Below are 24,860 nucleotides of genomic sequence, written 5' to 3'. Positions count from 1 at the left end.
CGGCCGTATCGGCGTACCTACCAGAAGCTGCGAATGCCGGCGACGCCGTGTGCGCCGTGTCGGCGCGCGTCGTCGAGGTGCGCGCGCGTCATCCCGCCGAGTGCATAGACCGGCATCGCGGCCGATGCGGCCAGTTCGGCGAACCGTGCCCAGCCGAGCGTCGGCGCGCCGGGGTGGCTGAGCGTCGGCAACACGGGCGACAGCGTGACGAAATCCGCGCCCGCGCGCGCGGCCAGCAGAAGATCGTCGGCAGCATGGCATGCGGCCGACACGCGGCGCGTGGCCGGTAGCGGCCGTTGTGCGACCGCGCGCAGTGCAGCGCCATCGAGGTGCCAGCCCGCGCCATCGAGCCGCATCACGCCGGCGGCATCGATCGGGCCGTTGAGCATCAGCTGTGCGCCGGCCGCGTCGCAACGCGCGAGCGCATCGGCGGCCAGCCGTGCGAACGCGGCCGTGTCGAACGACTTCACGCGCAACTGCACGAGCGTCTCGCCGCGCGCGAGCACGGCCGACAGCCGTTCGAGAAACACGTGGCAATCGGTGGCCGACGCGGACGCCGGTTCCGGTGTGATCACGCAGCAGCGCGGCAGCGTCGGGTTCATCGCGTGCGGCGAGCCGAGGCCGTCATTCGTCGGCCTCTTTCGCGATTTTCGGATAGACGCGCACCAGCACGATGCGCGGCCCGTTCATCTTCTTCACGACGACGTCGAAGCGGTCGAACGATACGCGCTGCCCTTCGGTCGGCAAATCGTTCAACGCCTGGATCACCAGGCCGCCGACCGATTCCGCACGCCCTTCGTCGATGTCGATGCCGAGCGCCTGCTCGAGCGACACGACGGGCAGGCTGCCCTTGCCCATCAGCGTGCCGTCGTCGAGACGGCTCCAGTCGGCGTCGCCCTGGCGGAACTCGTCGTGGATCTGGCCGACCAGCGCGCCGAGCAGGTTGTCGAGCGTCAGGAAGCCGATCGGCTTCGCGCCCTTGCTGCCGACCAGCGCGAAGTGCGGCGCGCCCTTGCGGAAGCGGCGGAACAACTCCAGCGCCGGCGTGTCGGGCTTCACGTACTGCACCGGACGCACGTAGTCGGACAGGTCCGTGAGCGCCGCGCCGGCGTGCCGCGCGAGCAGCAGGTCCTTCAGGTGGATCAACCCGCTCACCTGTTCGCGCGCCGCATCCTCGAACAGCGGATAGCGGCTGAAGCGGTGCCGCGCGACGATCTCCATGTTGTCGGGCAGCGGCAGGTCGCGCCGCAGGCCGATCATTTCATGCGCCGGCCGCATCAGGTCTGACACCGTCATCGACGAAAAATCGAGCGAATGCGCGAGCGTGTTCCATTCGTCGTTGGTGTACGTGCCGCGCGCCGGCTGGGCCGTGTTGCCGGCCGTGCTGCGGCGGCTGCGCAGGATTAGCTTCAGTTCGTCGGTCGAGTAGTGCGCATCGCCGCCGTGGTCGGCCGACAGCCCCGCCAGTTTCAGCACCGCGTTGGCGCTGCTGTTGAGCACCCAGATCGCCGGATACATCGCCCAGTAGAACGCGTACAGCGGCAGCGCGACCCACAGGCCGACCTTCTCCGACTGGCGGATCGCCATCGATTTCGGCGCCAGTTCGCCGACCACGATGTGCAGGAACGAGATCAGCGAGAACGCGAACACGAGCGAGATCAGGTGCACGATGCGTTCCGACTGCACGCCGATCAGGTCGAGCAGCGGGCCGATCAGTTCCGCGAACGCCGGCTCGCCGACCCAGCCGAGGCCGAGCGACGCGAGCGTGATGCCGAGCTGACAGGCGGACAGATACGCGTCGAGCCGGCCGTGCACGATGGCGAGGATGCGCCCGCGCAGGCCGTGCTTGCGGGCAAGTGTCTTGACGCGCGTCGCGCGCAGTTTGACGAGGCCGAATTCGGCTGCGACGAAAAACCCGTTCAGGGCCACCAGGAACAACGCGCCGATGAGCGCGAAGATCTGTAACAAAGAATCGCTCCAGTCATGACAGGCCCATCAGTATAGGGCCGGAAAGGAAAATGTAATGTGTCGGGCGGCCGATTGCTTACACCGGCGCCTCGCAGGGGACGGAGAGCGTGAGGGCGACGGTGGCACCGTCGGCGAGCGGATCGTGCGTGAAGGTGCCGCCGTGTGCGAGCGCGACGCGCTGGCACAGGGCAAGCGTCCATGCGACCCGCCTTGCGTCGCGCGTGCGCAGCATCTCGCGGCGTGCGAACGATTCGAAGGCGTGCGGCAGCGCCGGATCGACGAGGGCATCGGCGCTCACGGCGCAGCCGACCTGCACGACGCACCGCGCGCCGTCGCGCGTGCACACGAATGTCACGCGGCCGCCGGCGGCACTGGCTTCGACGGCCGTCGTCAGCATCGTCCAGAGCGCCTGTGCGAGGCGCTCGCGATCGGCCGACAGCGATGGCTCACCGTCGGGCAGCGTCGCGTCGATGGTCACCTGCCGCCCGTCGGCGAGCGCGAAGCGCACCAGTGCGAGCGCGTCGTCGAGCAACGGGCGCAGCGCGAACGACTGCGGCGCGAGCGCGAGCGTGCGCGTTTCCGCGCGTGGCGCGTCGAGCACGTCGTCGATCAGCGCCACTTGCTGGTCGATCCCCGTGCGGATGCCCGCGAGGGCGCGCTGCAGGTTCGGGTCGGCGCTGGCGAGCTGGCGCTCGAGCACATACGCCCAGCTGTGCATGGCGTTCAGCGGGCTGCGCAGGTCGTGCGATGCGGTGGAGAGCGCCTGGTCGCGCAGGAACAGCGCCGCCTCGGCGGCATAGTGCGCTGCGCGTTCGCGCAGCAGGTCGGCGGCGGGATCGACGGGAATGGACGTCACGGAGCAGGCCTGTCGAAAGCGGTTGGCATGAAAAACATCTGGACCGCCATTATAGGGACGGCACGTGTCACGCCGGCAGCGCGTCCTCGTCCTTTTTCCGCGCGTCGCTGTTCGGCAGCAACTGGCAGGCGAGCAGGCCGGCGAGCATCAGCGCGCAGCCCACCAGCGCGCGCAGCGTCAGCGTCTCGCCGAGCGCGGCCCAGCCGGCGATTGCCGCGAATACGCCTTCCATGCTGAAGATCACGGCCGCGTGCGCGGGCGCCGCGTCGCGCTGCGCGACGACCTGCAGCGTGTAGCCGACGCCCACCGACAGCAGCCCGCCGTACAGCAGCGTCGGCAGCGCGTTGCGCAGCATCGCGACGCTGAACGGCTCGGCCACGAGGCCCACCGCGAGGCACAGCGCGCCGCATGCGACGAACTGCAGGAACGCGAGCACGAGCGGATCGTGACGTTTCGCCAAATGGCCGACGGCCATCACGTGTGCGGCGATGATCACGGCGCCGGCGAGCTGGAACCAGTCGCCGTAAAGCACCGAGAAATGCTCGTCGATGCTGAGGAAGTACAGGCCGATCGCCGCGAGCAGCGCGCCGAACCACGTGCTGGCGCCGATCCGATGGCGGGCGAACACGCCCATCAGCGGCACGATCACGACGTACAGCGAGCTGATGAAGCCGGCGTTCGCGACTCGCGTGTATTGCAGGCCGAACTGCTGCAGCGAGATCGACACGGCGAGCAGCCCGCCGAGCGCGAGGCCAGGCACCAGCAGCGCCGGCGCGCGGCGCATCGCCGCCAACTGCGCGCGCGACGCCGCGTTGAACGTCAGCAGCGGGATCAGTACCAGTGCGCCGAGCAGGAAGCGCAGCCCGGTGAACAGGAACGGCCCGATCACGTCGAGGCTCAGGCGTTGCGCGACGAACGCCGACCCCCAGATCGCGGCGGCGGCGAGCATTAGCAGGTTGGCGCGGAGGTGCTTGCGGGCATCGGGCTTCATCGGAATTCTTCAGGAGATTGCGGGCGGCGAAACCCGTTAGTTTACGCCGAGATTGCAAGGCTGTCGGCAAACCTGCGGAGTGCGGCGGCCGCGCGGGCGTCGCGCACCCGCGAATACAGCACGACCTGCGACAGCACCTTCGCGCCGAAGCGGTTCAGGAACCCGAGGCCCTTGCTACCGATCGCGGTGGCTTCGACCTTCTGGCCCTTCTCTTCCAGCTCCTTGAACTTCTGCACCGTCGCACGCAGCACGTTGGTGTTCAGACCGCCGCAAAGACCCTTGTCCGTCGTGACGAGGATGATGCCGGCCGTCTGCGCGCCGTCGTTTGCCACCATGAACGGGTGGCGGTACTCCGGGTTCGCACGGCTCATGTGCGCGGCGATGGCACGGACCTTGTCTGCATACGGACGAGCGGCGCGCATGCGTTCCTGCGCGCGACGCATCTTCGATGCAGCCACCATCTCCATCGCCTTCGTGATCTTGCGCGTGTTCTGCACGCTCTTGATCTTGCCGCGAATTTCCTTCATTCCAGCCATAGCTTGCTCCTTGACCGAAGCGGCGCGGGCGCATCAGCACCCGCGCGGCCTCAGTGTGTCACTCGCGGATCAATAGGCACCGGACTTCTTGAAGGATTCGATTGCCGAGCGCAGTGCGCCTTCGTCGTCCTTCGAGAGATCCTTGGTGTCTTCGATGCGCTTGATGAGGTCAGCGTGGCTGGTCTTCAGGTTGTCGCGCAGGCCCTTCTCGAACGACAGCACTTGCTTGACGTCGAGATCGTCGAGGTAGCCGTTGTTCGCGGCGTACAGCGACACGGCCAGTTCCCACACCTGCAGCGGCTGGTACTGCGGCTGCTTCAGCAGTTCCGTCACGCGGCGCCGCGCTCGAGCTGCTTGCGGGTCGCTTCAGTTTCAGGGCTGACGAGCCGATTGCGTGGTGCCGAGTGCATCCGCGGCGCGCGTGAAACTCGCGAGATCGGCGACCAGCACGAACGCACGCACCGCATCGAGGTCGAGTACTTTCATTTCAAATGTAAATGAATGAAATATTTATCGATGACTGTTTATTATAGTTCTGCGCGCCTAACCTGATGTGGTGTTTCCGCTTTTCAACGTCACCAACAGGAGCAGGACCATGCCATTCACCCGTATCGCAGTGCGCGAAGGCAAGCCGGCCGCTTACCGCGCGGCGCTCGTCGCTGGCGTGCATCGCGCGCTGATGCACCGGTTCAACGTGCCGGAGGACGACATCTTCATGGTCGTGACCGAGCATTCGGCCGAGAACTTCGTGTTCGGCCGCCACTACCTCGACATCGAACGCAGCGACGATCTCGTCATGATCCAGATCACCGCGAACAACACGCGCACGCTCGAGCAGAAGCAGGCGCTGTACCGGTCGATCGCCGACAACCTCGCGCGCGAGCCCGGCGTGCGGCCGCAGGACGTGTTCATCAGCCTGGTCGAGGTGCTGAAGGAGGACTGGTCGTTCGGCAACGGCCTCGCGCAATACGTCGTTTGACGCGCAACAGGGCGGCAGGGTCAGATCGTCGCCAGGGTGCTTTTGCGCCGTGTACTATGGAAGCTGCCTCGCGGGCGACGCCGGCACGGAGGATGTGCCGGCGATTCTTCATGTGCAGGAGCTTCCATGTCGCGTGTGCTGGAAATCGTGTTATGCCTGTCGCTGGACGGCTGGCCGGTCAAGGCGGGGAATCGGGCCCGTGGCGAGCAGCGCGACTTCGGCGCCGAACTCGTCCGTGCGTGGCGGATCTGTCCGCAGGTGCGGATGCGTCGGGGCCATGAGCGCGTGACGATCGAGCCGTGTCAGGTCGAGGAGGCCGAGCCGAACCCTGGCGAGTGCTGGTGGACGTGGGTCGAGTCGAACGCGAACGGCCCGCGTGTCGTCGCCTCCCGCACGAAGCAGTTCGCGCCCGGCGTCATGGCGCGCGAACTGTTCGACGCCGAGCATGCGGGAATCGTCGTCGCGATGCCGGAGCCCGGCACGCACGCCGATGCGGCGCCGGTGGACGCTGCCGGCGAGGGCGAGACGTCCGGCGCCGTTGACGGCGCGACTGCCGCCGCATCGTCCGGGCCGGCGCCGCTGCGGCTCGTCAGCGAGCGGCGGCGCGGGCGATGGGCGGACGACAGCGGCGTGGTGGTCGAGATGACGCTCGACGACATCACGGTGCATGGCGGCGCCGAGCCGCCGCGCCGACATGTCGAGCTGCGCCTCGCGGCACCCGACTGGGAAACCGTCGCCGCACGCACGGCCGCACTGCGCGCGCTGTTCGCCGCCGCGCGCGAGCTCAGCGGCGCGTGGCCCGTGTTCGTGCAACTGACCAGCGTGATCGATCGCACGTGTGCGGGCGAGCCTGCCGTCACCGGGCCGGTCAAGGCGCAACTCGTCGACCTGACCGGCATCCGCACGCAGCGGTCGGCGCTGTTCGCGCTGTCCGGCGACATCGCCGCGCAGTGGCTCGGTAACGAGGGTGGGGTGCTCGATCGCGACGATCCCGAATTCGTGCACCAGATGCGCGTCGCGCTGCGCCGGCTGCGCACGCTGATGCGCTTCTTTCCGCGCTTCGCGGACGACCAATGGCAGGAAACCTTCGGCGTCGACCTGCGCTGGCTCGCCGCGCTGCTCGGCACGGTGCGCGACTGGGACGTGTTCTCGACCGAAAGCCTGCCCGCACTGATCGCGGCCGACGGCGGCAGCACCGAGTGGAGCGGCACGCTCGACGCCGCGCGCGCGCAGACGGTGGCCGCGCGGGTCGAACTGCGCCAGGCCCTGCATTCCGCGCGCTATGCGCGACTGGTGCTCGGCTGGCTCGAATGGCTGAGCATGCTCGCGCTGCCCGCGGCCGCCAGCGACGACGACGACGCACCGTCGCTGCGGCGTCATGCGACGAAGCGCGTGCGACGGCTGTTCGGTCACCTGTATGCGTCGCCGTCGCTCACGTCGCTCGATACGGCCGCGCGGCACCAGGTGCGGATCGATGCGAAGCGGCTGCGCTACGCGCTCGAATTCTTCGCGTCGCTGGCGTCGCGCCGCACGCGCACCGAAACGGTCAAGACGCTCGCGCGCGTGCAGAGCGTGCTCGGCGAAGCGAACGACACGATCGTGGCGCTTCATCATCTCGAGCAACTGGCCGCGCCCTCGTACCAGCTCGGTTTCGTGCGCGGCTACGGCGCCGCGCTTGCGCAACGCGCGGCGAGCGACGCCGAGGCGCTGCTCGCGAGCCTGCGCGCGCCGAGGCTCGACGGCAAGGCGCGTTGAGCGGCGCGCGCTCACTATAATGACCGCCCGTTTTCTTCAGACAGACCGATGAGAGACGCGTCGTCGCCTTCTTCCTCTGCCGGACCGCTCGAACTGGGCGGCGAACTGTGGCTGCGCGCGGGCGAGCAGACGCTCGGCGGCGCCACCCGCATCGCGCTGCTCGCGGCGATCGGCGACACCGGTTCGATCACGCGCGCGGCGAAGGCCGTCGGGCTCAGCTACAAGGCCGCGTGGGATGCGATCGACACAATGAACAACCTGGCCGGCGAGCCGCTTGTGACACGCTCGACGGGCGGCAAGGGCGGCGGCGGCACGACGCTCACACCGCGCGCGACGTCGCTGATCGCCGCGTTCCGCACGATCGAGCGCGAGCATCGCCGCTTCATCGAGGCCGCGAGCGCGGCGGTAGCCGGCTTCGACGTCGACTGGGCGCTGATCGGCCGGATCGGGATGAAGACGAGCGCGCGCAACCAGTTGTTCGGCAAGGTCGAGTCGATCGTGCGCGGCACGGTGAACGACGAGGCGACGCTCGTGCTACCTGGCGGGCAGGTGATCGTCGCGGTGCTGACGCACGAGAGCGCCGACGCGCTCGGGCTGCAACCGGGCGCGGCGGCGTGCGCGCTGGTGAAGGCGTCGTGGGTCGTGCTGGCCGTCGACGACGACGGCGACACCGACGCAGCGTTGAAGGTCTCCGCGCGCAACCAGTTGCACGGGACGGTCGAGGCCGTTGCGGCGGGCGCGGTGAACAGCGAGGTGACGCTGGCGCTCGACGGCGGCGGGACGCTGACGGCCGTGGTCACGAACAACAGCGTCGGTGCGTTGCGGCTCGACGCCGGCCGGCGGGCGATCGCGCTGTTCAAGGCATCGAGCGTGATTCTCGCGGTGACAGGCTGAGCGCGCGCGGGCGGCGCAGGCATGCGTCGATGGGCGAGGCGAAACCGGCGCCGCCCATCGTGCACGAGGCGCCGGCTTCGATCCCGTTTTCAGCGTGTGCCGCCAGTGCGGCTTCTCTCAGGCTCCAACGTGGCCGCCAGGGCCACCGCCTTCGCGCGCTCAGGCGACGCGCGTCGGCCACTCGGCGTGCGGCGTCGCCGCCTGCACGCGTCCTTCGCTCAATTGCACGACCTGGTCGCCGAACGCGGCGACGTCGTCGGGGTCGTGCGAGATGAGCACCATCGGGATGTCGAGCCGCGCCTGCAGTTCCGCGAGCTCGTGGCGCATGCGCTGGCGCAGCGCGCCGTCGAGCGCCGCGAACGGCTCGTCGAGCAGCAGGATGCGCGGCTGCGCCACCAGCGCGCGCGCCAGCGCGACGCGCTGCTTCTGTCCGCCCGATAGCTGCGACGGAAACTGCCCGGCGAGCGTGTCGAGTTCGAACGCATGCAGCCAGTATGCAACTTCCGGCGGCACCGTCTTCGCGCGCGGGTTGCGCAGGCCGGACGTGAGCCCGAACGCGATGTTCTGGCGCACGTTCAGGTGCGGAAACAGCGCATAGTCCTGGAACAGGTACGCGACACGGCGCGCGCGGGTCGGCACGTCGATGCCGCGCGCGGCGTCGAACAGCGGTTCGCCGTTCAGCGTGATCGTACCTTCGTCGGGGGCCAGCAAACCGGCGATCGCCTGCAGTGTCATGCTCTTGCCCGCGCCGGACGGCCCGAACAGCACGACGCGCTGCGTGGTGGCCGTAAACGACACGTCCAGCGTGAAGCGGCGCTCGGCGTTCGCGTAGGTCTTGCGGATGTCGACGGCGACGCTCATGCGGCCCTCCGTCGTGCTGCCGCACGCAGGCGGGAAACCGCCCGCGCGGCGGCAACGCGGTTTTCCGCGGCCGGCGCGGCGCAATGATGCGGATGGGGCAGGCGCTTCATGTCAGCTGGCTCCGCCCGGCGCGCGACGGCACGAGCCAGCCGGTCGCGAGCAGCACGAGCACGCAGGTGATCGACGTCACCAGCACGAGGAAGTTGGCCGTGTTGTCGTCGCCGGCCTGCACGGCCGCATAGATCGCGACCGACAGCGTCTGCGTGCGCCCGGGCAGGTTGCCGGCGATCATCAGCGTCGCGCCGAATTCGCCGAGCGCGCGCGCGAACGCGAGCAGCGCGCCGGCCAGGATGCCGCGCGTGGCGAGCGGCAGCGTCACGCGGAAGAACACCGCGGCCTCGCCGAGCCCGAGCGTACGCGCGGCGCGTTCGAGATGCGGATCGACGCTCTCGAACGCGGTGCGCGCCGATTTCAGGATCAGCGGGAACGCGACGACCATCGACGCGATCACCGCGCCCTGCCACGTGAAGACGAGTTCGATGCCGAGCTTGTCGAGCCAGGCGCCGAACGTGCCGCGCCGGCCGAGCAGCACGAGCAGGTAATAACCGAGCACGGTCGGCGGCAGCACGAGCGGCAGTGTCAGCAGCGAATCGACCACATCGCGCATTGGCGAGCGCCAGCGCGCGAGCACGAAGGCGGCCGCGACGCCGAGCACGATGTCGAGCGCGGTCGCCCAGCCGGCGACCTTCAGCGACAACAGCAGCGGTACCCAGGCGTCCTGCATCACGCTACGCTCACTTGCCCGCGGGCTTGAAGCCGAACGTCGACAGCACGGCCTGGCCTTGCGGCGACGCGACGAAGTCGATGAACGACTGCGCCTGCGCGGTATGGCGGCTGTCCTTGACCACGGCGATCGGATAGGTGATGGGCGTCTGCGTCGGCACGGTCAGCACGACCTTCACGCGGCCCGGCATGATCGCGGCGTCGGTGCCGAACACAAAGCCCGCGTCGACTTCGCCGCGCGCGACGTAGTCGAGGCTCTGGCGTACGTTGGCGGCCAGCACGCCCTTCGCGCTGACGGCGTCCCACACGCCTGCCGCGCGCAGCGCGCCTTCGGTGTAGCGGCCGACCGGCACCGACGCCGGGTCGCCGTACGCGATGCGCTTCACGCCGGGCGCCGTCAGGTCGTTCAGCGACGTCGGCGCGGCCGCGTGGCTGTCCGCCGGCACGATCAGCACGAGCGAGTTCGCCGCGAAATCCCGGCGCGTGCCGGGAACGATGACCTTTTCGCTGACCGCGCGATCCATCGCCTTCTGGTCGGCCGACGCGAATACGTCGGCCGGCGCGCCCTTGGCGATCTGCTGCATCAGCACGTCCGACGCGCCGAAGTTGAACAGCACCTTGGTGTCCGGATGCTGCTTCTGGTACGCGTCGCCGACGGCCTTGAACGCGTTCGTCAGGCTCGCTGCCGCCGACACGACCAGTTCGTCGGCGGCGGAAGCCGGCGCGCTGAACGCGACGCCCGCGGCAAGCGCGGCGAGCGGCAGCAGGCGGAGCAGGGTGCGGCGAAGCGGGCGGACGGTTGAGCGCATGGTCTGGTGGTTCGAATGGTTGAAAACCGTAATCGTAATATAGGGCAGGTTATAACGCTCGACATACCGCTCATGCGACGGTGCGCATGAAACCTTCAGACTTGAAAGCCGGCGGGAATGGCGCGCGGGCGACCCGTCACGCGTGCAGCAACGGCGGCGGCGATGCGGTGCGCTGCCGGGACGACGGCTGCGACGCCGGCCGGTAGTTCGGATTGGCTTTCCAGCGCGCGCGGACGAACGGGCGCTCGTGCCCCGACAGTTCCAGCGCGACCTTGGTGACCCAGCGGTGCGACGGCACCGTGATGCCGTGCAGCGCGACGGTGACGAGCGCGAGGCTCGCGACGACAGCCGGCACCGACCAGCGATGCGGCACCGCGTGCCACGAGCCGGCGATGAAGGCCAGGGCGGCGATCGCGCCGACGATACAGCCGGTGATCGATTCGGACGGCGAATGCGCGTCGAGCGCGACGCGCGACACGCCGACCGCAATGCCGGCCGCGAGCCCGAGCGCGATGCCGGCGATCCGCACCGGCGTGCGCGTGCGGATCAGCGCCAGGAAGATCGCGACGGGATAGACCGACGTCGACAGCATCGCGTGGCCGCTGAACCCCGTGAAATCCCATTTGCGGATGCCGATGCCCCAGCCGAGGAACGCGATCTTCGTGAGCGCGACGACGCCGATCGTGGCCGCGAGCACGCCGAGCCACGCGGCCGAGCGCTGCCACGAGTAGCCGAGCGCCAGCCACAGGGCGATCGTGATCGCGAGCGGCAAGGTCAGGCCGGCGCCACCGAATGCGGTGATCGTGATCCACAGGTGAGACGACAGGTCGAACATCGGGAGGGGAACGAGCAGAGGCGGGACGAATGCTTAAATCAACGCGCGAGCCGGAAAGAACGACTACAACGGATACAAGCGGCTAAGCCCCAGTATAGCGCCGCGACTGTTCGAGGCCCGTTTTTTGAGCCGCGGGGAACGATCCGCGTGCAGGAAAAATCCCAGAAACAATGTTATGGTGCATTGCACAAAGTCGAACGATGCATCCTGTGTGGTGTCCCATTTTTCCTGACTGCGAGCCCGATCGATGACCAAAAGTCTGACGAAGGTATGGCTGGGCGGCATGAAGCGCATGCTGTCCCCGTCCGCCAAACGTGCGTCGCGCGATGCGCAGCGAGTCACGCGCGATGCGCTGGAGGCGGCTGCGTCGCCTGCCGTAACTGATCTGTCCCCGCCCCGAGAGTCGCGCGTGCGGCCGCGCGCGGCTGCGTGGGCGACCGGCGAATGGACGCGCGGCGAACATCCGATGGCGCCCGCGCTCGGGCGCCTCGTCCAGCAACTGGCGTACGGACTCTACGTGCCGCGTGGCAGCCGACGCGGCGCGATGCCGCTCGTCGTGATGCTGCATGGCTGCCAGCAGTCCGTCGACGAGTTCGTGCAGGGCACCCGGATGAACCTGCTGGCTGACAAGCACGGCTTCGCGGTGCTGTACCCGGAGCAGTCGTCGCGCGCGCACGCGCACGGCTGCTGGCACTGGTATGAAGATACCGATCGCGCGGGCCGCGGCGAAGCCGATGCGGTCGCGTCGCTCGTCGACGCGCTCGTCGACGAGCACGGCTTCGACGCGTCGCGCGTCTACGTCGCCGGGCTGTCGGCCGGTGCGGGCCTCGCGGCGTTGCTCGCGCTGCACCATCCGGACCGTTTCGCGGCGGTCGCGCTGCACTCCGGCCCGGCGTTCGGCGAGGCGAACTCCGGCATCAGCGCGATGGACGTGATGCGGCGCGGCTTGCGGGAGAATCCGGCCGCAGTTGTCGACGCGCTGATCGACGCCGCTGCGTACCCAGGCATGCCCGCGCTGATCGTGCAGGGCGACGGCGACCATGTCGTCGCGCCGAAGAATGCGGACCAGCTGACGGTGCAGTTCATGCGCCTGAACCGGCTCGCGGACAGCCGCGGCGCATTGCGCGGCGGCGAGCGCGTGGAGACGCGCGAGGCGGGCGCCCAGATCACCGACGTGCGCCGCGACGGCGAGCCGGTCGTGCGGCTCTGTCACGTGAAAGGGCTCGATCATGCATGGGCAGGCGGCGACGAAGCGGTGCCGTTTCACGCGGCCGTCGGCCCCGATGCGAGCGCCATGATCTGGTCCTTTTTCGAACAGAATCGTCGCACTGTGGCGACCGAACGACGCACCGCGTGATCGATGCTGGCCAATAACTAGGGTTTTCCCTATAATTCGGGAAAACCCTAGTCAAAGAACCTTTGGATTGCGAGATCGACCATGTACCTGCTGAGCCACCTCTTCCTGATGCTGACCAAGAACGCTGAAAAGGCCTCGAAAGAGCGCGCCGAGGCGTACCTGTCCGAAGCGACCGACATCTACGATCTCGAATTCCGTATGCGCAAGATCGATCGCGAAGCGGCGATGAACCGTCCGTTCTCGTTCGGCTCGCGTTAAGCAGCGCAGCGCGGGCCGGCTCGTCAGCCGGTCCGGCGAACCACACAAAAGGGCGTGTGCGGCAACCAGCCGCACACGCCCTTTTTGTATTCGTCGCCGGATGTTGCGTCAGACGACCGTCAGGCGCACCGGCACGTTGTTGCGGGTCGCGTTCGAGTACGGGCACACGTGGTGCGCCTTGTCCACCAGCGCCTGTGCGTCGGCCTTGTCGAGCCCCGGCAGCGACACCCGCAGCTCGATGTCGAGCCCGAAGCCGCCTGCGTCGTTCGGGCCGATGCCCACTTCCGCGGTGACTTGCGTGTCAGCCGGCAGCGTCCGCTTGTCCTGGCCGGCGACGAATTTCATCGCGCTCAGGAAACAGGCCGAGTAACCTGCGGCAAACAGCTGCTCCGGGTTCGTGCCTTCCGCGCCCGTGCCGCCGAGCTCGCGCGGCGCGGCCAGCTTCACTTCCAGCTTGTTGTCGGCGGATACCGCGCGGCCGTCGCGGCCGCCCGTGCTCGTGGCGCTGGTCTTGTACAGAATGTTCATCGTGCAGCTCCTGTCGGAAGAATGGGATGAAAGCGGTCCGGTCGGACGGGGTGTCGCCGGCCACGAAGAAAATATAGAACACAAATGATTAGTGTGCAAATGAAATTTAAAAGAAAAAGCCCGGCAGTGCCGGGCCCGTTCGCGACCTATCGGTTCGTCAGCCTTCGTTGGTGGCCGACAGCGCGTCGCGCAGTTGCCGGAGATCCGCGCGCAGCCTGACCAGGAACTCGGGTGTTTGCTGCATCGCGCAAAAGAGATCGGCGGGTACCGAGCGTGCCTTGTCCTTCAGCGCGCGGCCTTCTGCCGTGACGCGCACGTTCACGACGCGCTCGTCGGTCGCGCTGCGCGCGCGCTCGACGTAGCCGAGCGCCTCGAGGCGCTTCAGCAAAGGCGTGACCGTGGCCGGATCGAGGTCGAGCCGGGCGGCGATGTCCTTCACCGCGATGTCGTCGCGTTCCCACAGCACGAGCATCGCCAGGTATTGGGGATAGGTCAGCGACAGCTTGTCGAGCAACGGCTTGTACGCCTTCGTCATCGCATGCGAAGTCGAGTAGAGCGCGAAGCACAGTTGCTCGTCGAGCGTCTGGGGCAGCGGGGGCAGGCGGTCCATGATTCGGGCGGCGCGGCGGACGCGCTAATGATTTGCATGCAAATTATTTTGCGCGCAAAAGATCGGGTTGAACAGGGGCGCCCGGCTAGGGGCGCCCGGCTAGGGGCGCCCGGCCAGGGGCGCCCGGCGCGGGATGGATCGGCCGGGTATGGCGATCGGCGACTGGCGCCGGGCTGGCGGGAAGGGGATCGGCGGCCGGCGGCGCGCGCCGGCCGAGCGGGCCTCAGCGGCCCGACGTGGGCGTCGCGGCGCCCGGCTCCTGCACGCCGAAGCAGCCGCGATAGGTCGCGTAGAACGAGCAGTACATCATCGTGACGATGATGATCGTCACCGGCATCATGATCGTCAGCACATAGGCGCCTGCGCCGAGCGCCTGCAGTAGCAGCGACAGACCGAACGACGTGCCGAGCGCGACGCCGAACCACAGCAGCCCGTACACGACGAACGCGCCGCGATTGCGCCAGCAGCTGACGATGCTGAAAAACAGTGCCTTGGCGGGCGGAATATCGTGCCACGCGGTGAGCACCGGCGCGAACCAGAACAGCATCGAGACCGGCGCGTAGAGCAGCGTCGCGAACAGCAGCGCGCCAAGCGTGCCCTGCGCGGCGAGCGCTTCCGGCGTCGGGCTCGTGTCGCCCGTCACGCCCAGCATCATGTGGAGCAGCCCGCCGCCGTCAATGACCGACGACGCGGCGAACACCAGCACCATCAGCGCGACGTAGACGACGCCGAGCACGAGCAGCCGCTGCGTCGTCGCGGTGCCGTACGAGCGGAACCCGTCGATGAGGATCGTCGGCATCACCGGCTTGCCGGCCACCGTGTCGCGGCATGCGGCCATGAAGCCGACGGCGATGCCGGGGATGAACAGCAGCGGCAGCGCCGCGCCGATCACCGGCACCATCGACACCAGCGTGATCGCCAGCAGGTACGTGAAAAACAGCGTGATGAACGCCAGCGGGTTCCGGCGGAACAGCCAGATGCCTTGACGGAACCAGACATAGCCCGCTTTCGCGGGCACTTCGATCAGTTGCATGCGGTATGGGTCTCGGGAAGCGCGGGCGTATGGGCGATACGCTCACGCAGGATGCGTTCGAAATGACCGGGGTCGTGCGGTTTGAGCATTTCGGCTGCGCGCGGCAGGTAGAAGTCGTACAGGCGCGACACCCAGAAACGGTACGCGCCCGCGCGCAGCATGTCGCTCCAGTGGCGGCGTTCCTCGGCCGTGAACGGCCGCACGGTCTGGTAGGCGCGCAGCAGCGCGTCCGCGCGCGCGACGTCGAGCACGCCCGTCGCGAGGTCGACGCACCAGTCGTTGACGGTCACTGCGACGTCGAACAGCCATTTGTCGCAGCCCGCGAAATAGAAATCGAAGAAGCCGCCGAGCCGGACGTCGTGGCCGGTGCCGGGCGCCGCGTGCGCGAACAGGACGTTGTCGCGGAACAGGTCGCAGTGGCACGGCCCGCTCGGAAGTGCCGCGTAATCGTCAGACGCGAAGAACGCGGCCTGGTGCGCGAGTTCGCCTTCGAGCAGCGTGCGTTGCGCGTCCGAGATGAACGGCACGATTGCCGGGACGTTTTCCTGCCACCACGGCAGGCTGCGCAGGTTCGGCTGGTAGCGCGCGTAGTCGCGCCCCGCGAGGTGCAGGCGCGCGAGCATCTGCCCGACCTCGATGCAGTGTTCGATTCCCGGCGCGAGTTCGGCGGCACCGTCGAGCTTCGTGACGATCGCCGCCGGCTTGCCGTGCAGCTCGCCGAACAGCGCGCCGTCGTCGCGCGGGATCGGGTCCGGCACCGGCACGCCATGGCCGGCCAGATGGCGCATCAGCTCGAGGTAGAACGGCAGCTGTTCCGCCGTCAGCTTTTCGAAGATCGTCAGGACGTACTCGCCGCGCGTCGTCGTCAGGAAGAAATTGCTGTTCTCGATACCGGACGGAATGCCGCGGAACGCCAGCACGTCGCCCAGTTCGTAGTGGCGCATCCATTGCGCGAGATCGGAGTCGGAAACAGCGGTGAAAACGGCCATGCGAGATGCGTCTGGTCAATTGTCGGCCCGCGCGGTGCGTGCGGCGCGACAGGAGGTGAAGGGAGGGCCTGCGTGCCGCGCCGGAACGGCGTGGCGCGGCAGGCGGATCAGTAGCGCAGGTTCAGTGACGGCAGCCGCGTGATCGGGATGCCCGCGTCGTGCGGCTTCGGCGACGTGTCGGGTGTCGAGCTCATCTGGTAGCGCGTGCCGAAGTTCGATTTCACGTCGATCTCGACCGGCTTGCCGCGATCGCGATACTCGGTGACCTCGGTGCCGTTCTTGCTCTTTTCGTGGAAGCTCGGCGTGCGGCGGATGTCGGCGAAGTCGACTTTCGACGTGACTTGGGCACCGGGCCGGTTGATCTTGCGGAGATCGGGCAGGCCGGCGGCTTCGTTGGCCTCGGCCCGGGCCTGCGCGTCGGCGTCAGGCGTGCCGCCGGCGGCATGAGCGACGCTGGCGGCGACAAACGCGGCGGCAGCGGCGACGAAAATGAGCGGCTTCATGATGAGTCTCCAGTGAACTTGTCGATTTTAGCAAATACTGCGCGCGGCCCGGCCCTCGCGTGCAAGCCGGCGGCCATGAGCGTGACCGGGTTCCGTGGTAATGTCGTCCGATCAGACGAGGTGTTGAAAATGAAGAACGATTTGAGCCGCCGCCACCGGGTGCTGACACCCGAAAGCCCGTCCGTCGAAGCATTCGACGATCCGATCGCCGCCGTCGCGCGGTTGTCGGCCATCTACGACACCAATACGGGTTTCCTGCGCGACGCATTCGCGCGCTATCGCCGCCACGAACCGATTACCGAGCACGTGCGTGCGTGCTACCCGTTCGTGCGCATCCGCACCGATGTCAACACGCACGTCGATTCGCGTCGCTCGTACGGCTTCGTCGCGGGCCCCGGCGTGTTCGAAACCACGGTTACGCGCCCCGATCTGTTCGCGAACTACTATCGCGAGCAACTGCGCCTGCTGTCGAAGAACCACCATGTGAAGATCGAGATCGGCGTCTCGTCGCAGCCGATCCCGATTCACTTCGCGTTTCCCGAAGGCATCCATCTCGAAGGCGAGCTCGACCGCGACCGCCTGCTCGCGATGCGCGACATCTTCGATACGCCGGACCTGTCATACCTCGACGATCGCATCGTCAACGGCACGTTCGAGCCCGCGCACGGCGAGCCGCATCCGCTCGCGCTGTTTACCGCCGCGCGGGTCGACTTCTCGCTGCACCGGCTGCGTCACTACACGGCGACGTCGCCCACGCATTTCCAGAACTACGTGCTCTACACGAACTACCAGTTCTACATCGACGAGTTCGTGAAGCTCGGCCGCGCGCTGATGACGGAAAGCACCGATCCCGAAGTGCGCGAGTACCGCAGCCAGTACAGCGCGTTCGTCGAGCCGGGCGATGTCATTACGTACAACGCGAACCTCGGCAGCGAACCGGCCGAGGGCGCCGCGCCGCCGCGCCTGCCGCAGATGCCCGCGTATCACCTGAAGCGCGCGGACGGCAGCGGGATCACGATGGTCAACATCGGCGTCGGCCCGTCGAACGCGAAGACGATCACCGATCACATCGCGGTGCTGCGTCCGCACGCATGGGTGATGCTCGGTCACTGCGCGGGGCTGCGCAACACGCAGCGCCTTGGCGACTACGTGCTGGCGCACGGTTACGTGCGCGAGGATCACGTGCTCGACGCCGACCTGCCGCTGTGGGTGCCGATCCCGGCGCTCGCGGAAGTGCAGCTCGCGCTCGAGCGCGGCGTGGCGGAGGTCACCCGGCTCGAAGGCGCCGAACTGAAGCGGGTGATGCGCACGGGCACCGTCGCGAGCGTCGACAACCGCAACTGGGAACTGCGCGATCATCGCGAGCCCGTGCAGCGGCTGTCGCAGAGCCGCGCGATCGCGCTCGACATGGAAAGCGCGACGATCGCCGCGAACGGCTTCCGCTTCCGGGTGCCGTACGGCACGCTGCTGTGCGTATCGGACAAGCCGCTGCACGGTGAGCTGAAGCTGCCGGGCATGGCCGATACGTTCTACCGCGGGCAGGTCGACCAGCATCTGCAGATTGGCGTGAAGGCGATGGAGATCCTGCGCACGAACGGGCTCGACAAGCTGCATAGCCGCAAGCTGCGGAGCTTTGCGGAAGTGGCGTTTCAGTGATGTGAACGCCGGCCCCGGTTACGGTGCGCGTCGCGATGTGCGGCGTGCCGTCGACCGGGGCAGGTCAGCCTTCCTCCAGCGGATACGCGCGTTCGAGCGCGATTGCGCTGCGAACCTGCGTCAGAGCAATGCCTTTCCGGCCGCTACGTGCGATTCGCTCATGCCTGTTTCGTGCATCGAATCACGCACCGCGTCGACGATCCTGATCGCATCCGCGCGCCGCTTGCTCGCCAGCCGTCGCTCCCCGAGCGCCTGCAGCGGCGCGCCACCGAAATACGCCATGATGTCCGGCAGGCGACGCACCGTGCCGCGGCTGCCCCAGCAGCCGTCATCGATCTCCGTTGGAAATACCCACACGCGTGTCGCGACGGCGTCTACCGTTACGCCTTCCGCGCGTGCGACGGCGGCGGTTACGTCGGCGATCAGCGCGGCGCGCGCGGCATCCGAGTACTGTCCTTCCGGTACGGTCGGCACGATCCGGTAGATCGGCGCAGGCGCGACGGCACCGGCGCGATACACGGCCGCCGGCCGATGAACGAAGATCCACGTCACGTCGCGCACGCGCGGATTGTCGGGATCGAGTCCCTCGTGACGGATCAGCGTTCCGGTCAGTTCGTTCATCAGTTGCGCCTCGGCATGCGGCGCGAGCGCGCCTTCGGGAAGGGTGACGTCGATCATCGGCATGGTGGTGTCCTGGTTCGGTGGAGACGGCGTCGCTCCGGTTCCGGCGACGTCAATCCAGTGTATGAACCGCATGCCCAAGCGCGAAGTGGCGAAACTGCCATTCGGCGATGCCATTTCCGACATCGCGCCCGACCCCTGTCGCACGTAGCTAGCGCGCGAAGCGACGGCGGTATTCGCCGGGGGAGATGCCGGTCTCGCGCTTGAACAGTTGCCGGAAACCGCTGATGTCCGCGTAACCGACGCGCGCGCAAACCGTGTCGATCGCGAGCCGCGTTTCCGCGAGCAGCCGCTTCGCGACTTCGATTCTGAGCGTTTGCAGATACCTGAGCGGCGGGGCGCCCACCGCGTCCCTGAACCGGCGATGGAGCGTGCGTTCGCTCATCGCGACGTGGTCGCTCAGCCGGGCGAGGCTGAAGGGTTCGCGCAGATGCTTTTCCATCCAGCGTTGCGCGCGCGCGATGGCCGGGTCGTCGTGCCGGTCATGGCCCATCCGGTCGAGGTCGATGAATGAATCCTGCGATGCGCGGTTCATGTCGATCAGCATGAGCCGGGCGACGGACGCGGCAAGGCGCGCGTTCGCCAGCTTGTCGACGACCCGCAGCGCGAGATTCTGGTACGAGGTGACGGCGCCACCGCACAGGATGCCGTCCTGCTCGGTCAGGACGTCCGCTGCGCGCAGCGCCACGTCCGGATAGCGTGAGCGGAAGCTCGATGCTTTCGACCAGTGCGTCGTGGCGACGCGTCCGTCGAGCAACCCGGCTTCCGCGAGCAGGAATGCGCCCGTGCAGTACGTGGCGATCAGCGTGCCGCGTGCATGTTGCCGGCGCAGCGCGTCGAACAGCGGAGCGAGCGATGCGGGCTGGTCGAGCAGCCGGTCGAGATCCGCGACGAACGGGGCGGTCAGCCAGATTGCGTCGGCGGTGCTGCCGCCGTGGATCGCGCCGTCGACCGGGATGAGCTGGCCGGAGGCTGCGCGCACCGGCCGTCCGCCGATCGATTCGACGCGCCAGCGGAACGGTGCGGCGGCGCGGCCTTGCGGTAGCGATGACGCGAGATGATTGGCCGCCGTGAGAATGTCGGTCGGCGCGGCGATGCCGGACGCCAGCGCATGGTCGACGGCCCAGATTCGGATGAGCGGCATGAGTGGCGGGATTGGCCTCGGACAAGGGCAATGCTACCACCGGCGTCAAGCGGTCCGGCTGGCCGCCAGATGGCTTGTTCGAGACGAGTGCGATGAACGTCGAAGAACGGCCGTGCGCCCGCAATGGCTGGTTGGGCATCGATACGCTGGCGCGACCCGATTGCCGGCGCCGCGCTCACCATTGCACGGGTTCGATCGCCCGGTCGAATGCCGCCTCGTGCCGTTGCTGACCCGCCACGTCACTTGCTGTTACGGCCTCTACCGGTGCATGCCGCAGCGAACGCATTTGCCGCGAAGGAATCGGCTGCTGATGGATTTCCTGGCCGAGCGGCCCGGCGCTCATCCGGATCTGGCGCCACTTTCGCTGCCGGATGCGCCGGCGTGACGGCGTACTTGCGATTCGGGTTTCGGCAGCGCGGGAGGTATGGTCCGGAAACGACAAGGCCGCCTGGCGCTGTAGCGCGCAGGCGGCCTTGTCGTCGAAGCTCGAGTCGTGTTGCTCAGCACTCGCCTTTCTTCGCGTGTCCCGGCGGGCAGTGATAGCCGCCGCGGCCTTCATGACCATGATGGCGCTCGTGGTCTTCCCATTCGCGGCGCTCCCAGTAGCGTCGGCCGTCCCAGTAGCGGTCGCCGTGCCAGCCGACGATCACCACCGGCGCAGGTGCGACGACGACCGGCGCGGGCGTACCGATGTTGACGTCGACGTTGACGGCGTGGGCGAGGCCGGACAGCGAAAGACCGAGGCCGGCGAAGGCGAGGGCGATCAGCGAGCGTTGCATGTTGTTTTCCGTGATGTCGTTGTCAAATGGCCGGCGCGACGCGGTGGACGCGAGGGGGGATCGTTCCACCGGGGGATCGCCGCACCGACCAGATGCAGTGTGCTGGTGCGGCGCGGAAAAGGCGAGCTGTGTTTGTTACGGCGGATTGGTGTCAGGCCGGCCGGCCAGGTGGACGGCCGGCAGCGTGATTTGACAATGACGGGCCGCGGGCGCGGAACATGGCGACCGCGTTGCGCGGCGCGGGCTGCCCGGATTTGACATTCGGCGGCGCACGGGCGCGAAGCGGGATTAATGCAGCGTTACAAAATGATGCGCGGCAGGTGGCGAAATCGCCACGCCTGCCGAGCGGGAAGCGAGATGCCGGCCGTGCGGCCGGCCATCGACATCGATCGCTTTACAGGTAGAACATGCGGTCTTCTTCGGGGCGCGGCGGATGATCGTCGCCGTCCGTGCCTTCTTCCTCGCCGCTGTCCTCGTAGAACGCGAGCACGGCGTCGAGCACCTGGTCGGGATCGTCGATCACCTGCATCAGGTCCATGTCTTCCGGATTGATGAGGCCCATCGGAATCAGCTGGTCGCGGAACCATTGCAGCAGCCCCTGCCAGAAGGTGCTGCCGACGAGAATGATCGGCACGAGGCGCGACTTCTTCGTCTGGATCAGCGTGAGCACTTCCGACAGTTCGTCGAGCGTGCCGAACCCGCCCGGCATCACGATCACTGCGTCGGAGTTCTTCACGAACGTGACCTTGCGCGTGAAGAAGTGACGGAAGCGCAGCGAGATGTCCTGGTAGTGGTTGCCGGCCTGCTCGTGCGGCAGTTCGATGTTCAGGCCGACCGACGGCGCCTTGCCGGCGTGCGCGCCCTTGTTCGCCGCTTCCATGATGCCGGGGCCGCCGCCGGAGATCACCGCGAAGCCGGCGTCGGACAGCTTGCGCGCGATCTGCGCAGCGAGTTTGTAGTGCGGCGTGTCGGGTTTGAGACGGGCAGAACCGTAGATGCTGACAGCCGGGCGGATCTCCGACAGGTACTCGGTCGCCTCGATAAACTCTGCCATAATCGTGAACATCTGCCACGATGCGCGCGCCTTCTTGGCCGTCGCGCGTTCTTGATCTGCGAGCGAACGCAGACTCGGAATCACTTTTCTCTTGTTCATAATGCCTGAAGAACGAAATCTGGAAGGTAAGACCCTGCTATTGGTTGACGGTTCGAGCTATCTGTATCGGGCTTACCATGCGATGCCTGATTTGCGTGGCCCGGGCGGGGAGCCGACCGGAGCGCTCTACGGAATCATCAACATGCTGCGCCGTATGCGCAAGGAAGTCAGTGCAGAGTATAGCGCTTGCGTGTTCGATGCAAAGGGTAAGACGTTCCGTGACGACCTTTATGCCGACTATAAGGCAAACCGTCCGTCGATGCCGCCCGATCTCGCATTGCAGGTCGAACCGATCCACGGCGCCGTGCGTGCGCTCGGCTGGCCGCTGCTGATGGTCGAGGGCGTCGAAGCCGACGACGTGATCGGCACGCTCGCGCGCGAAGCCGAACGGCACGGGATGAACGTGATCGTGTCGACCGGCGACAAGGATCTCGCGCAGCTCGTCTCCGATCACGTCACGCTCGTCAACACGATGACCAACGAGACGCTCGATCGCGACGGCGTGATCGCGAAGTTCGGCGTGCCGCCCGAGCGGATCATCGATTACCTCGCGTTGATCGGCGACACCGTCGACAACGTGCCGGGCGTCGAGAAGTGCGGGCCGAAGACGGCCGTGAAATGGCTGTCGCAATACGACAGCCTCGACGGCGTGATCGAACACGCGGGCGAGATCAAGGGTGTGGTCGGCGACAACCTGCGCCGCGCGCTCGACTTCCTGCCGCTCGGCCGCACGCTCGTGACCGTCGAGACGGCTTGCGATCTCGCACCGCATCTCGAGTCGATCGAAGCGTCGCTGAAGACCGACGGCGAAGCACGCGACCTGATGCGCGACATCTTTGCGCGCTACGGCTTCAAGACGTGGCTGCGCGAAGTCGACAGCGCGCCCGCAGAGGGCGGCGGCGCCGACGTGCCGGAAGGCGAGCCCGCACAAGTGGTGGCAGCGGACATCGTCCGCGAATACGAAGCGATCCAGACCTGGGCGCAGTTCGATGCGTGGTTCGCGAAGATCGATGCGGCCGCGCTGACCGCGTTCGACACCGAAACCACCTCGCTCGATCCGATGGTCGCACGGCTCGTCGGCCTGTCGTTCTCGGTCGAGCCGGGCAAGGCCGCGTATCTTCCGGTCGCGCACCGCGGCCCGGACCTGCCCGAGCAGCTTCCGCTCGACGACGTGCTCGCGCGCCTGAAGCCGTGGCTCGAAGCGGCCGATCGCAAGAAGGTCGGCCAGCACCTGAAGTACGACGCGCAGGTGCTCGCGAACTACGACATCGCACTGAACGGCATCGAGCACGACACGCTGCTCGAGTCGTACGTGCTCGAATCGCACCGCACGCACGACATGGACAGCCTCGCGCTGCGTCATCTGGGCGTCAAGACGATCAAGTATGAAGACGTGGCCGGCAAGGGCGCGAAGCAGATCGGCTTCGACCAGGTAGCGCTCGAGCAGGCCGCCGAGTATGCGGCCGAAGATGCGGACATCACGCTGCAGCTTCATCAAGCGCTGTATCCGCAGGTCGCACGCGAAGCGGGCCTCGAGCGCGTGTATCGCGACATCGAGATGCCGGTATCGCTCGTGCTGCGCAAGATGGAGCGCACCGGCGTGCTGATCGACGACGCACGCCTGCAGGCGCAAAGCAGCGAGATCGCGGCGCGGCTCATCGAGCTCGAAGGGCAGGCGTACGAACTGGCCGGCGGCGAGTTCAATCTCGGCTCGCCGAAGCAGATCGGCCAGATCTTCTTCGAGAAGCTGCAACTGCCGGTCGTGAAGAAAACGCCGAGCGGTGCGCCGTCGACCGACGAAGAAGTGTTGCAGAAGCTTGCCGAGGATTACCCGCTGCCGAAGCTGCTGCTCGAGCATCGCGGGCTGTCGAAGCTGAAGTCGACCTACACCGACAAGCTGCCGCGCATGGTGAATCCCGCCACGGGCCGCGTGCATACGAACTATGCGCAGGCTGTCGCGGTCACGGGCCGCCTCGCGTCGAACGATCCCAATCTTCAGAACATTCCGGTGCGCACGGCCGAAGGCCGGCGGATCCGCGAAGCGTTCATCGCATCGCCGGGCCACCGGATCGTGTCGGCCGATTATTCGCAGATCGAACTGCGGATCATGGCGCACATTTCCGGCGACGCGTCGCTGCTGCGCGCGTTCTCGCAGGGTGAAGACATTCACCGCGCAACCGCCGCCGAAGTGTTCGGCGTGACGCCGCTGGAGGTCAATTCCGACCAGCGCCGGATCGCGAAGGTGATCAACTTCGGGCTCATCTACGGGATGAGCGCGTTCGGCCTCGCGTCGAACCTCGGCATCACGCGCGATGCGGCGAAGCTCTACATCGACCGCTATTTCGCGCGCTACCCGGGCGTCGCGCAGTACATGGAAGACACGCGCGCCGTGGCGAAGGAGAAGGGCTACGTTGAAACCGTTTTCGGTCGCCGTCTGTGGCTGCCGGAGATCAACGGCGGCAACGGTCCGCGCCGCCAGGCGGCCGAACGCGCGGCCATCAATGCGCCGATGCAGGGCACGGCGGCCGACCTGATCAAGCTGTCGATGATCGCGGTCGACGACTGGCTCACGCGCGACCGGCTGGCGTCGAAGATGATCATGCAGGTACACGATGAACTGGTGCTCGAGGTGCCCGACAGCGAACTGTCGCTCGTGCGCGAGAAGCTGCCGGAAATGATGTGCGGCGTCGCCAAGCTGAAGGTGCCGCTGGTCGCGGAAGTGGGCGCCGGCGCGAACTGGGAAGAGGCACACTGACGCACCCCCGCGCGATTCCCGTTTCCCGCGGCATATTGTTGCAGGGATGCTGAATATCGAGATGGTTTGCTTGTGGTCAACGCGCAAGCTCCCGGACAATGCAGGTCAGTCAGGCCATTGTCGCGGGGGCAGCGCGCCCGCGTTCCG

Annotated in this window: 26 protein-coding genes and 2 pseudogenes; 7 read left to right on the top strand and 21 right to left on the bottom strand. The window is 67.4% G+C overall.

Features of this window, described 5'->3' with window-relative positions; translation table 11 throughout:
* Positions 1 to 17: 17 nt before the first annotated feature.
* The 7 genes and pseudogenes from GEM_RS24250 to GEM_RS30515 all read right to left on the bottom strand — a co-directional run.
* Positions 18 to 602, bottom strand: a complete 585-nt coding sequence (locus GEM_RS24250) for a thiamine phosphate synthase (RefSeq protein WP_014900048.1) — start codon at positions 600 to 602, stop codon at positions 18 to 20.
* A gap of 22 nt (positions 603 to 624) precedes the next feature.
* Entirely contained in the window at positions 625 to 1,968 is a 1,344-nt protein-coding gene (locus tag GEM_RS24245) for a hemolysin family protein (RefSeq protein ID WP_014900047.1), read from the bottom strand.
* A 76-nt stretch (positions 1,969 to 2,044) separates the two neighbouring features.
* Entirely contained in the window at positions 2,045 to 2,824 is a 780-nt protein-coding gene (locus GEM_RS24240; RefSeq protein ID WP_014900046.1) for a sensor histidine kinase, read from the bottom strand.
* Positions 2,825 to 2,891: 67 nt separating this feature from the next.
* Positions 2,892 to 3,815 carry a DMT family transporter gene (locus GEM_RS24235; RefSeq protein WP_014900045.1) on the bottom strand — a complete coding sequence of 308 codons (924 nt, stop codon included), beginning with the start codon at positions 3,813 to 3,815 and terminating at the stop codon, positions 2,892 to 2,894.
* Positions 3,816 to 3,856: 41 nt separating this feature from the next.
* Positions 3,857 to 4,351 carry a F0F1 ATP synthase subunit gamma gene (locus GEM_RS24230; protein ID WP_014900044.1) on the bottom strand — a complete coding sequence of 165 codons (495 nt, stop codon included), beginning with the start codon at positions 4,349 to 4,351 and terminating at the stop codon, positions 3,857 to 3,859.
* A gap of 69 nt (positions 4,352 to 4,420) precedes the next feature.
* A pseudogene (locus tag GEM_RS24225) lies at positions 4,421 to 4,719 on the bottom strand (F0F1 ATP synthase subunit alpha); the annotation flags it as partial.
* 16 nt (positions 4,720 to 4,735) lie between these two features.
* Positions 4,736 to 4,837, bottom strand: a pseudogene (locus GEM_RS30515) (LysR family transcriptional regulator); the annotation flags it as partial.
* A 109-nt stretch (positions 4,838 to 4,946) separates the two neighbouring features.
* Here GEM_RS30515 and GEM_RS24220 point away from each other — a divergent pair.
* The 3 genes from GEM_RS24220 to GEM_RS24210 all read left to right on the top strand — a co-directional run bounded on the left by GEM_RS24220 (position 4,947) and on the right by GEM_RS24210 (position 7,979).
* On the top strand, positions 4,947 to 5,330 hold the full coding sequence (locus GEM_RS24220; protein ID WP_014900042.1) for a tautomerase family protein: 384 nt from the start codon (positions 4,947 to 4,949) through the stop codon (positions 5,328 to 5,330).
* Positions 5,331 to 5,456: 126 nt separating this feature from the next.
* Complete coding sequence (locus GEM_RS24215; RefSeq protein WP_014900041.1) at positions 5,457 to 7,085, top strand: CHAD domain-containing protein; 1,629 nt, start codon at positions 5,457 to 5,459, stop codon at positions 7,083 to 7,085.
* Between the two features lie 48 nt (positions 7,086 to 7,133).
* Entirely contained in the window at positions 7,134 to 7,979 is an 846-nt protein-coding gene (locus GEM_RS24210) for a TOBE domain-containing protein (protein WP_014900040.1), read from the top strand.
* Positions 7,980 to 8,138: 159 nt separating this feature from the next.
* Here the strand turns inward: GEM_RS24210 and GEM_RS24205 are convergent, their stop codons facing one another.
* The 4 genes from GEM_RS24205 to GEM_RS24190 form a co-directional block, all read right to left on the bottom strand.
* Entirely contained in the window at positions 8,139 to 8,840 is a 702-nt protein-coding gene (locus tag GEM_RS24205) for a sulfate/molybdate ABC transporter ATP-binding protein (protein ID WP_014900039.1), read from the bottom strand.
* Between the two features lie 106 nt (positions 8,841 to 8,946).
* Positions 8,947 to 9,624 carry a molybdate ABC transporter permease subunit gene (gene modB / locus GEM_RS24200; RefSeq protein WP_014900038.1) on the bottom strand — a complete coding sequence of 226 codons (678 nt, stop codon included), beginning with the start codon at positions 9,622 to 9,624 and terminating at the stop codon, positions 8,947 to 8,949.
* A 10-nt stretch (positions 9,625 to 9,634) separates the two neighbouring features.
* Positions 9,635 to 10,432: a molybdate ABC transporter substrate-binding protein gene (modA, locus tag GEM_RS24195; protein ID WP_014900037.1), complete on the bottom strand. Its 798-nt coding sequence runs from the start codon at positions 10,430 to 10,432 to the stop codon at positions 9,635 to 9,637.
* Between the two features lie 136 nt (positions 10,433 to 10,568).
* A complete protein-coding gene (locus GEM_RS24190) occupies positions 10,569 to 11,267 on the bottom strand; it encodes a phosphatase PAP2 family protein (RefSeq protein WP_014900036.1) in 699 nt (232 codons plus the stop codon).
* A gap of 247 nt (positions 11,268 to 11,514) precedes the next feature.
* On the opposite strand from GEM_RS24190, the gene GEM_RS24185 reads away from it, so the two are divergent.
* Together GEM_RS24185 and GEM_RS30510 are read left to right on the top strand one after the other, a co-directional pair.
* On the top strand, positions 11,515 to 12,624 hold the full coding sequence (locus GEM_RS24185; protein ID WP_014900035.1) for a PHB depolymerase family esterase: 1,110 nt from the start codon (positions 11,515 to 11,517) through the stop codon (positions 12,622 to 12,624).
* Positions 12,625 to 12,705: 81 nt separating this feature from the next.
* Complete coding sequence (locus GEM_RS30510) at positions 12,706 to 12,882, top strand: DUF3563 family protein (RefSeq protein ID WP_014900034.1); 177 nt, start codon at positions 12,706 to 12,708, stop codon at positions 12,880 to 12,882.
* Positions 12,883 to 12,990: 108 nt separating this feature from the next.
* Here the strand turns inward: GEM_RS30510 and GEM_RS24180 are convergent, their stop codons facing one another.
* The 5 genes from GEM_RS24180 to GEM_RS24160 all read right to left on the bottom strand — a co-directional run bounded on the left by GEM_RS24180 (position 12,991) and on the right by GEM_RS24160 (position 16,545).
* On the bottom strand, positions 12,991 to 13,410 hold the full coding sequence (locus GEM_RS24180) for an organic hydroperoxide resistance protein (protein WP_014900033.1): 420 nt from the start codon (positions 13,408 to 13,410) through the stop codon (positions 12,991 to 12,993).
* A 157-nt stretch (positions 13,411 to 13,567) separates the two neighbouring features.
* Complete coding sequence (locus tag GEM_RS24175; RefSeq protein WP_014900032.1) at positions 13,568 to 14,020, bottom strand: MarR family winged helix-turn-helix transcriptional regulator; 453 nt, start codon at positions 14,018 to 14,020, stop codon at positions 13,568 to 13,570.
* A 223-nt stretch (positions 14,021 to 14,243) separates the two neighbouring features.
* Positions 14,244 to 15,053, bottom strand: coding sequence for a BPSS1780 family membrane protein (locus GEM_RS24170; protein WP_014900031.1), 810 nt, complete (start codon positions 15,051 to 15,053; stop codon positions 14,244 to 14,246).
* Positions 15,044 to 16,042, bottom strand: a complete 999-nt coding sequence (locus tag GEM_RS24165; protein WP_014900030.1) for a homoserine kinase — start codon at positions 16,040 to 16,042, stop codon at positions 15,044 to 15,046. Before GEM_RS24165 ends, GEM_RS24170 begins: the two co-directional genes overlap by 10 nt.
* Positions 16,043 to 16,149: 107 nt before the next feature.
* On the bottom strand, positions 16,150 to 16,545 hold the full coding sequence (locus GEM_RS24160; RefSeq protein ID WP_014900029.1) for a hypothetical protein: 396 nt from the start codon (positions 16,543 to 16,545) through the stop codon (positions 16,150 to 16,152).
* 129 nt (positions 16,546 to 16,674) lie between these two features.
* On the opposite strand from GEM_RS24160, the gene GEM_RS24155 reads away from it, so the two are divergent.
* A complete protein-coding gene (locus GEM_RS24155) occupies positions 16,675 to 18,201 on the top strand; it encodes an AMP nucleosidase (RefSeq protein ID WP_014900028.1) in 1,527 nt (508 codons plus the stop codon).
* 120 nt (positions 18,202 to 18,321) lie between these two features.
* On the opposite strand, the gene GEM_RS24150 is transcribed toward GEM_RS24155, so the two are convergent.
* From GEM_RS24150 to GEM_RS24135, 5 genes are all read right to left on the bottom strand, one after another.
* Complete coding sequence (locus GEM_RS24150) at positions 18,322 to 18,885, bottom strand: tautomerase family protein (protein WP_014900027.1); 564 nt, start codon at positions 18,883 to 18,885, stop codon at positions 18,322 to 18,324.
* A gap of 148 nt (positions 18,886 to 19,033) precedes the next feature.
* On the bottom strand, positions 19,034 to 20,026 hold the full coding sequence (locus tag GEM_RS24145; protein ID WP_014900026.1) for a GlxA family transcriptional regulator: 993 nt from the start codon (positions 20,024 to 20,026) through the stop codon (positions 19,034 to 19,036).
* Positions 20,027 to 20,201: 175 nt separating this feature from the next.
* Complete coding sequence (locus GEM_RS31970; RefSeq protein ID WP_187293254.1) at positions 20,202 to 20,591, bottom strand: hypothetical protein; 390 nt, start codon at positions 20,589 to 20,591, stop codon at positions 20,202 to 20,204.
* Positions 20,527 to 20,805, bottom strand: a complete 279-nt coding sequence (locus tag GEM_RS24140) for a hypothetical protein (RefSeq protein ID WP_014900025.1) — start codon at positions 20,803 to 20,805, stop codon at positions 20,527 to 20,529. Before GEM_RS24140 ends, GEM_RS31970 begins: the two co-directional genes overlap by 65 nt.
* A gap of 394 nt (positions 20,806 to 21,199) precedes the next feature.
* Complete coding sequence (locus tag GEM_RS24135; protein ID WP_014900024.1) at positions 21,200 to 21,958, bottom strand: TIGR00730 family Rossman fold protein; 759 nt, start codon at positions 21,956 to 21,958, stop codon at positions 21,200 to 21,202.
* A 1-nt stretch (position 21,959) separates the two neighbouring features.
* Between GEM_RS24135 and polA the strand changes: the two genes are divergently transcribed.
* Positions 21,960 to 24,713 (top strand): DNA polymerase I, encoded by a 2,754-nt coding sequence (gene polA, locus GEM_RS24130; RefSeq protein ID WP_014900023.1) that lies wholly within the window; start codon positions 21,960 to 21,962, stop codon positions 24,711 to 24,713.
* Positions 24,714 to 24,860 lie beyond the last annotated feature (147 nt).

This window comes from Burkholderia cepacia GG4, from assembly GCF_000292915.1.
Classification (GTDB): domain Bacteria; phylum Pseudomonadota; class Gammaproteobacteria; order Burkholderiales; family Burkholderiaceae; genus Burkholderia; species Burkholderia cepacia_D.
The sequence above is the reverse complement of the archived record's forward strand: the minus strand, read 5'-3'. Positions and strand labels throughout refer to the sequence as shown.